The organism is Paenisporosarcina sp. FSL H8-0542 (assembly GCF_038632915.1).
In the GTDB taxonomy this organism is placed as follows: domain Bacteria; phylum Bacillota; class Bacilli; order Bacillales_A; family Planococcaceae; genus Paenisporosarcina.
The window spans coordinates 1,068,426-1,080,000 of the sequence record NZ_CP152050.1 but is presented as its reverse complement, the minus strand read 5'-3'; the positions used below and the strand labels follow the sequence as shown (position 1 = coordinate 1,080,000).

Sequence of the window (11,575 nt, the reverse complement as noted above, 5' to 3'; positions counted from 1 at the left end):
GGTTTAATGATGTTCTACGTTGTTGGTCGCGTTTTCCTGGAAAATGCACGTGGAGCAATCGGGGAAACGGACGAACAAATGTTGAACCATATTGCGCATCTCGTATTTGAACATAAAGACGTTAAAGATATTCAAAAGCTTGCAGTAATTAAAGAAGGCGAGTTTTTACATGTTGAACTAGTTGCTGAAGTGGACCCTTCAATCTCTTTTGCAGAGGCTGATGACATTCGAGATCATCTTGTAGATTTAATTCTTCATCAACAAGGTGTTCAAGATGTAACTATTTCATTCGATGAAGACGATGGGGTCACTCACTGGAAGCATGTCAGTAATCGACCGGAAATTTTACCTCCACAATGATTTATATGAAGAAAGCCCCGTTCAATGTTGCTCATTGAACGGGGCTTTCCTATTGTAAACGACTATCTAGAGTTTTTAGTAATTCCACGCCCTGAACGACAAGTTTATTGCTGATCGGTGCATCTTTATTGGTCGGTTTTTGGAATTGATTCATTACTCCTCCGCCAACTCCAAAAAGGGCATCTTTTTCGTCATCAATGCCATACTGATAACAATGTCTTAATAAGAAAGGAACGCCACATTCCAATTTGGCCGATGCCTGTTCAAAATCTCCACTTTTCACAGTTACCGGAATTCGTAAGACATCGTAATATGGTGTCTTTTGAAAAACATAATCAAAATAGGCATGGTCGTAATCCCAACCTCCACCTACCGTAAATCCATGACTTGTTAAAAACTCTTCTAGGTGACCTTTTTCAAAACGTCTTCCTTCTATTGAAGAATTAAGTTCTATCAAATAAAAAACCTCCCGTCTTCTATTAGAATGGACAGGAGGAGTATGGTTTTATTCGTAACTGGAAAAGAAAACATCAATCACGAGTGCAGTTTACTTCATTTATTAAAGTGAAGCTTTTAAAATGGCGCGTACATCGCCTGCTTCTAATGGTACGAAGTTTCCGAATGGACCGTAAACCATAGCTTTTTCAACCATCGATTCAATTTTAGAATCGTCGATGTTATAGTCGGCAAGTGTCTCGGGTGCTCCTAGTGAAGTCCAAAAAGCACGCAAGTTATCGATTCCTTCATTTGCTATTTCATCAACCGTCTTGCCTTCAGGCTCTACGCCAAATACATAAACCGCCAATCTGGCAAAACGTTCTGGATCAACTTTGATATTATGACGCATCCAATGTGGGAATAGAATTGCTAGTCCACCTGCATGGGGAATATCATAAATTGCTGATACTGCATGCTCAATATTGTGAGTTGCCCAGTCTCCTTGGTACCCCATTTGCAACATGCCGTTTAAAGCAATTGTTCCGGAGAAAAGAATGGTTTCACGATGTTCATACGAGTGTAAATTGTTCAGTAGTTTTGGTGCAGTTTCCATAATGGCACGCAATACGCCTTCACACATTTCATCTTGAACCGGTGTACTCGTAGCGTTATTGAAATATTGCTCAAAAATATGAGACATCATATCCACAATTCCATAAACAGTTTGATCTTGCGGAACTGAGAAAGTGTATGTAGGATCTAATATAGAGAATTTAGGGTATACCAATGGGCTACCCCATCCGTATTTTTCCTGTGTCTCTTCATTAGTAATAACCGATCCCGCATTCATTTCAGAACCAGTTGCAGCCAATGTCAATACTGTACCAAAAGGCAATGCCGTTTCAGGTACTGCTTTACGACTGACAAAGTCCCAAGCATCCCCATCATATTTTGCACCAGCAGCAATTAGCTTCGTACAATCAATGACAGAGCCGCCCCCTACCGCAAGTAAAACGTCGATATTTTCGTTCTTACAAATTTCTACGCCTCTTCGGACGCTTGAGATTCGTGGATTCGGGTCCACTCCACTCAATTCAAATACTTCCAAATCCGCCGCTTTTAAAGTGGTCATTACTTCTTCATAGAGACCATTTTTCTTAATACTTCCGCCACCATAAACGAGCAGTACTTTTTTGCCGTATGTAGGTAATTCTTGTTTGATCTGTTCAAGTTGGCCTTTACCAAAAATCAATTTAACAGGGTTATAAAATGAAAATGCATTCATTTTTATCACGCTCCTCTATTGAGTATTATGTACATAATCGCCCGTGAAATCAAAGGAAAAAGTCTAAAATAAATAAAAAAACGCCTTGTCCCTAAAGAGACAAGACGCGTTTATTTTTATACCCAGCCACGGAAGCGAGAAGCTTCTGCAGTTTTACGAACACCAACCATATATGCTGCTAATCGCATATTGATGTTGCGTGTTGTTGAAACAGTGTAAACATTTTCAAATGCGTCCACCATTTTTTTATAAAGTTTTTCGTTTACTTCTTCTTCTGTCCAGTAATAACCTTGATTATTTTGAACCCATTCAAAATAAGATACTGTAACACCACCTGCGCTAGCAAGTACGTCAGGAACAAGTAAAATGCCTCGATCAGTTAGTATTTTTGTAGCTTCAGTAGTAGTCGGGCCATTTGCAGCTTCTACTACGATGCTCGCACGAATGTTGTGTGCGTTTTCAGAAGTAATTTGATTTTCAATTGCTGCCGGTACTAAAATATCGCAATCTAATTCAAGTAATTCTTTATTAGAGATTGTATTTTCGAACAATGTTGTTACCGTTCCAAAACTATCACGGCGATCCAGTAAATAATCAATATCTAAACCATTCGGATCATGTAAAGCTCCGTATGCATCTGAGATTCCGATTACTTTAGCTCCTGCATCACTCATAAACTTAGCTAAGAAACTACCAGCATTACCGAAACCTTGAATGACCACACGTGCCCCATTCATATCGATGCCGCGTTTTTTTGCAGCTTCTTCCACACAGATTGTTACACCTTGGGCAGTAGCGCGTTCACGTCCTTGAGAACCTCCAAGAACAATTGGTTTACCAGTAATGAAACCTGGTGAGTTAAATTCATCAATACGGCTATATTCATCCATCATCCAAGCCATAATTTGTGAATTTGTAAATACATCTGGAGCTGGAATATCTTTAGTTGGTCCCACAAATTGACTAATCGCGCGAACATAGCCACGACTAAGTTTTTCAATTTCGTTCATTGACATTTTTCGAGGGTCGCAAATAATTCCGCCCTTACCACCACCATAAGGTAAATCAACGATTCCGCATTTCAATGTCATCCACATTGATAATGCTTTCACTTCATCTTCAGAAACCTCCGGGTGGAAACGTACGCCACCTTTAGTAGGTCCTACAGCGTCGTTATGTTGAGCACGATAACCCGTGAATACTTTTACTTTACCATCATCCATTTTAATTGGAATACGCACTTCAAGCATACGCAATGGTTCTTTTAAAAGTTCAAACATTCCTTCATCATATCCAAGTTTGTTAAGAGCGTCCTGAATAACATCTTGTGTTGATGTGAACAGGTTTAGATTTTCAGCCATTTTTTAGTTTCGCCTCTTTATTCATAATGATTACGTCGCAATCATTGTAACATAATTATTTTTATTTTTTAACACTAAATATTATTTATTGAATACTTTTTGAATTTTTTCGATTGCCCAGTCCAATTCTTCTTTTGTAATAACCAATGGAGGAGCAAAACGAATGACCGTATCATGCGTTTCTTTACATAAAAGTCCAAGCTCTTTCAATTCCTCACAATAAGGACGAGCTTCTGTATTTAGTTCCATTCCGATAAATAATCCGCGACCACGTACTTCTTTAATAGAAGAATGTTCGATTTTTGACAGTGCATCTTTGAAATAGTTTCCTAGTTCTTCAGAGCGTTCTGCTAACTTCTCTTCTGTCAATACGTTCAAAGAAGCAATCGATACTGCACAAGCCATTGGGTTCCCACCAAAAGTTGAACCATGAGATCCAGGGTTAAATACTTCAAGAATTTCTTTGTTGGCTACTACGCAAGAGATTGGGAATACTCCTCCGCCAAGTGCTTTACCCAAAATGTACATATCTGGATCAACATCTTCCCATTCACATGCGAACATTTTACCAGTACGACATAGTCCTGCTTGAATTTCATCTGCAATAAATAGGACGTTGTTTTCGCGACAAAGTTCACGAGCAGCTTTCATGAATCCGGCTGGAGGAATGACAATGCCTGCTTCCCCTTGAATTGGTTCAATCAAGAATGCCGCTGTATTCGGTGTGATTGCTGATTTTAACGATTCAATGTCTCCGTAAGGAATCAAATTGATACCTGGAAGCATTGGTCCGAAGCCACGTTTGTAATCAGGATCTGAAGATAAAGAAACTGCCGCCATCGTACGTCCGTGGAAGTTTCCGTTACAAGCAATGACTTCTGCTTGGTTTTCAGCAATACCTTTTACATCATAAGCCCATCGACGAGCTGCCTTAATAGCTGTTTCAACAGCTTCAGCCCCTGTATTCATAGGAAGTGCCATATCTTTTCCAGATAACTCACAAATCATTTCATACCAAGGTCCTAACTGATCGTTATGGAATGCACGTGACGTCAAAGTTACACGGTCAGCTTGATCTTTAAGCGCTTGGATAATTTTCGGGTGACGATGCCCTTGGTTTACTGCCGAATAAGCAGATAACATATCCATGTATTTGTTACCTTCTGGATCCTTAACCCATACACCTTGTGCTTCAGAAATAACAATCGGAAGTGGATGATAGTTTGGCGCACCAAATTTTTCTGTTTGCGCAATAACGTTTTGTGAAACTGTCATAATGTTTCGCCTCCTCAATTTTCAAAAAAAAGCAGACGCATCTTCTGATGTGCCTGCCTATATTTAATGTCGCTTTTCTTAATGTCTAGCTTCAAAGCCCAGCTCGTACCTAAGCTTAGACCTACAGGATGTAGGTCATGAAGGCGTTGCCGCAAAATAACTTTTTCCTGCATTTTGCGACGAGTAATCGCAGGAGCAGGACGCGGCATTCTTAGCCTTCCTTCCGAAACTTATTCGAAAGCAAGCTTTCGATTCGAGCCTTCTCGAGCTACTTTAGGGTTTCCCGCTAGCCGTAATGTCTAGTTCCGCAGGGCAGGCTGCGCCTAAGCTTCAAGCCCTCATTCGGAAACAGGTTTCCGATTCGGTCTTTCCAGCGCCGGCGTCAGCCATTCTACGAGCTTCCCGCTAGGCTTAATGTCTAGCTTCGAAGCCCAGCTCGTACCTAAGCTTCAGACTCTCAAGCGAAAGCAAGCTTTCGATTCGAGCCTTCCAGCGCCGGTGTCGAGCTAGCATGGGCTTCTACGCTTTTCTTATAACATTTCAGATGTTGTTTTTGCTTGTAAGTGTAAAGTCAGGTAGTCAGGACCGCCTGCTTTAGAGTCTGTACCTGACATGTTGAATCCACCGAATGGTTGGTATCCAACGATAGCGCCAGTACATCCGCGGTTGAAGTACAAGTTACCCACATGGAAGTCTTCACGTGCTTTTTCTTGGTTCATACGGTTGTTTGTAATTACCGCACCAGTTAAGCCGTATTCTGTGTTGTTTGCAATTTCAAGAGCTTCGTCGAAATCTTTAGCTTTACAGATACCTACAACTGGTCCAAAGATTTCTTCTTGCATGATGCGAGCTTTAGGATCTAAGTCAGCGATTACAGTTGGTTGAATGAAGAATCCTTTAGAATCGTCACCAGTACCACCAGAAACTAGACGACCTTCACCTTTACCAATTTCAATGTAGCTCATGATTTTTTTGAATGCAGCGCCATCGATAACTGGACCTACGAAATGCTCATCTTGATCTGGAACACCAACTGATAGAGCCTTAGTTAATTCTTCAACGCGGTTTACTACTTGATCGTATACATCTTCAACGATTACAGCGCGTGAACATGCTGAACATTTTTGTCCACTGAAACCGAATGCAGATTTCACGATTGATTGAGCAGCTAATTCTAAATCAGCTTCTTTATCAACAACGATTGTGTCTTTACCGCCCATTTCAGCGATTACACGTTTAATCCAAATTTGACCTTCAGTTAATTTAGAAGAACGTTCGAAGATACGAAGACCAACGTCACGTGAACCAGTGAAACTGATTAAACGTGTGCGTGGGTGATCAACCATAAAGTCCCCAACTTCAGCACCAGAACCTGGAATGAAGTTTACCACTCCTGCAGGCATACCTGCTTCTTCTAATACTTCCATAAATTTATATGCAACAACTGGTGTTGTAGAAGCAGGCTTCAGTAATACTGTGTTACCAGTAACCATTGCCGCAACTGCAGTACCCGCCATGATAGCGAATGGGAAGTTCCAAGGAGAAATAACAACTGCCACACCCATTGGAATGTAGTCATAACGGTTATACTCACCTGGACGGCTTTCAACTGGTTGACCATCTTTCAAACGAAGCATTTGACGACCGTAGTATTCTAGGAAATCGATTGCTTCAGCTGCTTCAACGTCAGCTTCAACCCATGTTTTACCAGCTTCTTTAGAAAGTAATGCAGAGAATTCAAATTTACGACGACGCATAATTGCTGCCGCTTTGAATAATACATCAGCACGAATTTCAGGTTTTACTTTTTTCCATGTATTGAATGTAGCATCAGCGATATCCATAGCTTTAGAAGCTAATTCTTGGTTTGCTTTAGATACAGAACCTACAACTTCAGTTTTGTTAGCTGGATTGTAAGAAACAATTTTGTCTTCAGTTGTAATGCGTTCGCCACCAATGATAAGTGGGAAGTCTTGACCCATATAACCTGCTACTGTTTTATAACCATCTTGGATGGCTTTTTTGTTTTCTTCTTTAGTGAAATCTGTAAATGCTTCATGTTTATAAGGAATCATGTGAATCCTCCTATTTTTTATTTTAGTGCAAAATTAATTTGCGCTTTTATTTCGTTTACATCTATAATAATGCAAAAGATTGTTGCGTTTTTCAAGTGATATTTCTTATTTTCGTAAAAAACTTTAGGAGTGAGCCTCCCGTGAACGATAAAGATCTTCAATTATTGCCGTTTTACCGTTTTGCAAGTGATCATATTTCAGTGGGAATCCACGCAATTGACCGGAATGGGCGGACCATTTTATACAACGAAAAAATGAAAAACATTGAAGGCCTTGATTTACAGGATGTCGCTGACCGCTCCCTTCTTGAATTATTTCAATTCGACCAACAGGAAAGTACCCTTTTGAAAGTTCTGCAAAGCGGCGAACACGTGTTGAATGTCAAACAAACCTATTGGAATCGCAATGGCCATGAAATTACAACCATCAACGATACCCATCCTGTTTTTGATAATGGAGAATTAATCGGGGCTGTTGAGCTAGCACGTGACGTTACCACATTGGAACGCTTAGTTTATCAACCTTTGCGCCGATATGGGGAACCAATAACATTTTCAGTAATTACGGCTGTTTCCGAATCGATGAAACACGTTATCTCAACCGCCAAAAAAGCGGCGATGGCACGTTTATCTGTCTTGCTTGTTGGTGAAGCTGGAACCGGAAAAGACTTGGTCGCTGAAGGCATTCATTATGAATTATCGCCACCTTTGTCCCATTTTTATACGTTATATTGCCACAACTCCGATCCGACGATTCTCAATAAATTAAGAGAAGACATGATTGCGCTTGAAGCGAGCACGATATTTTGTGAACGAATTGACCTTTTGACTTTGGGTATGCAACAACAACTACTGGAAATGGTTAATGACTCTACGCTAGGGGACCACTTATTTTTAGCAAGTGTAGGGGCAGACCCTGTGGATTTGATTGCTTCGGGAGAATTATTAAAAGAGCTTTATTACTTCTTCGCCTCCATGACGATTGTCGTCCCTCCCTTGCGTGAACGACGAGAAGATATTGATCCATTTATACACGATTATTTTGCACGACATCGGGTTCGCTTCGGTTCAGCAATCATTGGCCTGACAGAAGAAGTACGTGACATTTTTCATTCGTACGACTGGCCAGGTAATTTAAAAGAAGTGGAAATCTTACTGGATGAGATCGCTTCGATGCTTACTGTAGAAGAAATGGTGACGTTCGAAATGTTGCCTCTGCATTTCAAATTAAAAATGCAGGAATTGCGGGAACCTCTTAAACGAGCAGAAGATTTCGTTGTCCAATCTGATCGTGAGTTACTGCCACTGGAAGATTATTTACGTGAAGCGGAAATGTACTATTTGCAGAAAGTGATGGGCATGTTTGAAGGAAATGTCACAAAAGCTGCAGTTGCTTTAGGAATGAGCAGGCAGAACCTGCAATATCGTTTAAGGAAGATAAGAAAATAACATATGCAACCCTACTGTAAACGGTGTTTAAACGCATTATTAATAGAAAAAGCGAGCCGGCTCACAAGGAGTTGGCTCGCTTTCTACTTTTCTCATTGACCGGATTGTTTGATCCAATCTTGTAATTTGTCTTTTAAAGAGTTGAAACCTTCTGCATCATGCTCGTCAACGCGTGCTTGCAATGATTTTTTCGGTTTGTCTTCTTTACGTAAAACCGGTGGGCGTTCTTGTAATGCACGGATAGAAAGGCTGATTTTTCCTGCTTCTTCGTCCACTTCAAGTACTTTCACATCGATTTCTTGCCCAACAGACAAGAATTCGCTTACGTCTTTCACATAACCATATGTGATTTCCGAAATATGCACTAATCCTTGGGTTTCTTCGTCTAATGCTACAAACGCGCCATATGGCTGTACGCCTGTTACTTTTCCTGAGATTACTTCCCCAACTTCGTACTTCTTAGTCATAATAATCGCTCCTAGTCTTGGATATATACCTATCTACCTTAAGGCCATAGAAGATTATACCATAAACAAGAGTTTTACTCAAAAGACTCACTGCATCGGCATGAAGTGAACGCGCCATCCTTCACTCGTCTTACGCAATTGGAATCCTTTCTGTTTTTCATTATCCGTTCGATACTCTGCTTTTAAATTATAATAAATCACTTGATCATGATCATAATCATCTTCCAATACTTCTGGTTGATATTCTACTGATTCGTATAGAGTTTTCCAATCCATCACGTCGGCAGAACGAGAGTAATCACCTATATATTCTTCGCGGGTAGGTCTTGAATAGTTCTCGTCATCCAACAGCAATGCATATTGGGTTTCAGCATCTCCGGAATAAAGTGCTTCCAGATAAATTCCCGCAATAATATCTGGATTTTCCCATTTAATGATGTCGTAGTCATATGCTTTTTGGAATTCTTTGTAAATTTTTTGAACTCTTTTCGTGTAATGCAAATTAATCGGTTCAAAATAGTTCTCACTTATAACTGAAATGCCTAAATCGAGTTGCCATACACCTTCTCGGTTTTTCACGACCGGTATTACCTTAATAGTTTCCTTCGTTTGGACTTCAACATTGCCAAAATATTCATCATTTTGATAGGTGGTTAATCGGTCATCATACGTAAGTGTAATTTCTTCTTCTGGAAGGATATTTTCATCCCCTAGAAAGGCATGTAAATCCGTTACCGATTCCATGCCTTGGAATGGAAGTGCTAAATCCAACATAACTTTTGGGATATCTAATTGCTGGGCATAGGAAAATAACAGCACAGACTCAATCGGTGACAAATTCGATAAGGAATAATCAGGATTTTTGTAGCCTAGATTTTTAAGATAGCCATGAATTTTTTGTTGTAGTTCTGAGTTTGGCCATTCAACCACTTCTACAGAGTCCGCTAATTCCTCAGCCGGCATTAATTTTGCGAGCTCACCCGTTTCTGCAAGCCAGAGTGCTTCCTTCAATCTATTGAAATCAAGAAATTTGTAAGTATCGTTCACTTCCCAATTATTCGCACTGAGTGAATCTACTACGGGTTTCATGAAATATTTCATTGGTGAAGTCCCTTGAATTGAAAGGAAATAATTCCATGCAGATTGATATTCCTCTTTAATTTTTCCATTCTCAAAAACGGCAGTCTGGGGAGATCCAAAAATCAATGTATATGCAAGGTCTTCATAATAAGATTTTATTACTGCGTACAATCCACCTGGTTGCTTGACACCCATCAGGGAATATTCCATTGACTCAATAATTGACGCAGATTCTTTTGGACTGTAAACCAATTCCCCTGCATTTGTGAAGGGTTCCATTGATTTCATATACAATAAATTCAAAGCAGGATAAGCAAGTTTCCCTTCAAGGCCGGGGAATAATTCATTCCTTTGATAATCCGTTACATACTCTTTTTGATTTGCAGCCACTTTAATTTTAATACCTTCATGAGAAGAATTCGAAATCATATGTTGCACTGGTTCAGGCAAATCTTTTTGCTTGCTATACAAATAGTCCACGTCAAGTTTCCCGTTCATTTTGGCAGTATTCAAAACTTCCTTATGTTCGACCAAGATCTGGTCATAGACCATTTTCAAATCGTCCATTCTATTGCTTAATTCATCCACAAACAGCATACTCATTTCTTCATTCAATTGATCTCCAACTTGAAGGGTTGCCACCATTTCTGAAGGCAGTCGTAAATACTTAATCGTTTCTCCATAGGCTACTTTCAAGGAAACTGTCGAGTTCTTTATAGTGTCGGGATGTGTGATGCGTGCAAATTCAATATCCGCAAACTTTACAAAGCCCATTTGATTGTACTGCTCACTCGTCAAGCCCAACATTTTCTGTCTTTTCTCACGTTCCTTTTGATAATCTTTTTTGAGTTCTTCTATTTCCTTCTGATCATATTCGGCTGCCGCGTTGTTCTTTTGATCATCATGATCATTCATGAATGAAGCACTCAAAATTCCGATTAAGAAAACACTTGCCAAGCTGACAGCCCAAACACTGACTCTTTGCCATTTCGATGGTTTAACAGCATTCACAACAGGCACTTCATGTTGTTTTTGATTTTCTGCTTCTATTTTGCTTAATACATCGTCCGCATTAAATTTAGATGGAACGCGATTATAAGATTTGTTAAGTAATTTCATTTGTTGCTCAAATTGCTTATCGTCCATATTCGGCCCCTCCTTTTAATGCAAGTGCGGATTTGAGTTGTTCTTTTGCTCTTAGCAACCGTGTCTTAACCGTTGCCAGTGGAATGTTCATGACATCACCGATTTGGTCATATGTGAGTTCCTGAAAATAAAATAATACGATGGGAATTCGATATTTTTCATCAAGCATCTGAATGGCCGCATGCAATTCTCTGTCTTCTTCAAAGACCAGAATTTTCGATTCTGCAGATCTTACACTCGTTCCGAAGTTTTCGTTATCCTGGGCTTTATCTTCTTTATCTTTTTCTCGTTGTTCTTTTCGATAATAATCTCTCGCTGCATTTAACGTAATTTTGTATAACCATGTCGTAAATCGGTCACGCTGAAATTGATGGAGGAATCTATACAGTTTAATAAATACTTCCTGGGTCACATCTTGCACATCATCTGCTTTGACACCACACTGGTAGGCAAATTTCTCAACGGTTCTATGATGAAGATTCATTAAATCACCGTAGGCCGCCCTGTCTCCTTTTTGTGCCCTTTCAATTAAAACCAGTTCGTTCATGAGGCCCCCTCACTCTCTATGTATTACTTGTTATACGAACGTTTTCCTTAAATTGTTTCAAAAAATTATATTAATTTCAAAGGCTCTCGTGTA

Annotated in this window: 11 protein-coding genes (1 of these 11 running past the window's edge); 2 read left to right on the top strand and 9 right to left on the bottom strand. The window is 39.8% G+C overall.

Features of this window, described 5'->3' with window-relative positions; genetic code table 11:
• A protein-coding gene (locus tag MHH33_RS05710) for a cation diffusion facilitator family transporter (protein WP_342543189.1) crosses the window boundary here: on the top strand, nucleotides 1–360 show its end. The gene continues 630 nt to the left of window position 1, outside the view; the window shows 360 of its 990 coding nt (coding positions 631–990); the start codon falls outside the window, past its left edge; its stop codon occupies nucleotides 358–360.
• A 49-nt stretch (nucleotides 361–409) separates the two neighbouring features.
• On the opposite strand, the gene MHH33_RS05705 is transcribed toward MHH33_RS05710, so the two are convergent.
• The 6 genes from MHH33_RS05705 to pruA all read right to left on the bottom strand — a co-directional run bounded on the left by MHH33_RS05705 (nucleotide 410) and on the right by pruA (nucleotide 6,794).
• Complete coding sequence (locus tag MHH33_RS05705) at nucleotides 410–817, bottom strand: YugN family protein (RefSeq protein ID WP_016428971.1); 408 nt, start codon at nucleotides 815–817, stop codon at nucleotides 410–412.
• Nucleotides 818–919: 102 nt separating this feature from the next.
• Nucleotides 920–2,083, bottom strand: a complete 1,164-nt coding sequence (locus MHH33_RS05700; RefSeq protein ID WP_016428972.1) for an iron-containing alcohol dehydrogenase — start codon at nucleotides 2,081–2,083, stop codon at nucleotides 920–922.
• A gap of 116 nt (nucleotides 2,084–2,199) precedes the next feature.
• Complete coding sequence (locus MHH33_RS05695; protein WP_016428973.1) at nucleotides 2,200–3,444, bottom strand: Glu/Leu/Phe/Val dehydrogenase; 1,245 nt, start codon at nucleotides 3,442–3,444, stop codon at nucleotides 2,200–2,202.
• An 81-nt stretch (nucleotides 3,445–3,525) separates the two neighbouring features.
• Complete coding sequence (locus tag MHH33_RS05690) at nucleotides 3,526–4,719, bottom strand: ornithine--oxo-acid transaminase (protein WP_016428974.1); 1,194 nt, start codon at nucleotides 4,717–4,719, stop codon at nucleotides 3,526–3,528.
• Between the two features lie 14 nt (nucleotides 4,720–4,733).
• Nucleotides 4,734–4,928 carry a hypothetical protein gene (locus MHH33_RS05685; RefSeq protein WP_342543188.1) on the bottom strand — a complete coding sequence of 65 codons (195 nt, stop codon included), beginning with the start codon at nucleotides 4,926–4,928 and terminating at the stop codon, nucleotides 4,734–4,736.
• A 321-nt stretch (nucleotides 4,929–5,249) separates the two neighbouring features.
• Nucleotides 5,250–6,794, bottom strand: coding sequence for an L-glutamate gamma-semialdehyde dehydrogenase (gene pruA / locus MHH33_RS05680; RefSeq protein WP_016428976.1), 1,545 nt, complete (start codon nucleotides 6,792–6,794; stop codon nucleotides 5,250–5,252).
• 140 nt (nucleotides 6,795–6,934) lie between these two features.
• On the opposite strand from pruA, the gene MHH33_RS05675 reads away from it, so the two are divergent.
• Nucleotides 6,935–8,242 carry a sigma 54-interacting transcriptional regulator gene (locus MHH33_RS05675; RefSeq protein WP_016428977.1) on the top strand — a complete coding sequence of 436 codons (1,308 nt, stop codon included), beginning with the start codon at nucleotides 6,935–6,937 and terminating at the stop codon, nucleotides 8,240–8,242.
• A gap of 92 nt (nucleotides 8,243–8,334) precedes the next feature.
• Here MHH33_RS05675 and yugI read toward each other — a convergent pair whose 3' ends face one another.
• The 3 genes from yugI to MHH33_RS05660 all read right to left on the bottom strand — a co-directional run bounded on the left by yugI (nucleotide 8,335) and on the right by MHH33_RS05660 (nucleotide 11,482).
• Nucleotides 8,335–8,709 (bottom strand): S1 domain-containing post-transcriptional regulator GSP13, encoded by a 375-nt coding sequence (gene yugI / locus MHH33_RS05670; RefSeq protein ID WP_342543187.1) that lies wholly within the window; start codon nucleotides 8,707–8,709, stop codon nucleotides 8,335–8,337.
• Between the two features lie 87 nt (nucleotides 8,710–8,796).
• On the bottom strand, nucleotides 8,797–10,935 hold the full coding sequence (locus MHH33_RS05665) for a hypothetical protein (protein ID WP_342543186.1): 2,139 nt from the start codon (nucleotides 10,933–10,935) through the stop codon (nucleotides 8,797–8,799).
• Entirely contained in the window at nucleotides 10,925–11,482 is a 558-nt protein-coding gene (locus MHH33_RS05660; RefSeq protein WP_016428980.1) for a sigma-70 family RNA polymerase sigma factor, read from the bottom strand. The genes MHH33_RS05665 and MHH33_RS05660 overlap by 11 nt, the downstream gene beginning before the upstream one ends.
• Nucleotides 11,483–11,575 lie beyond the last annotated feature (93 nt).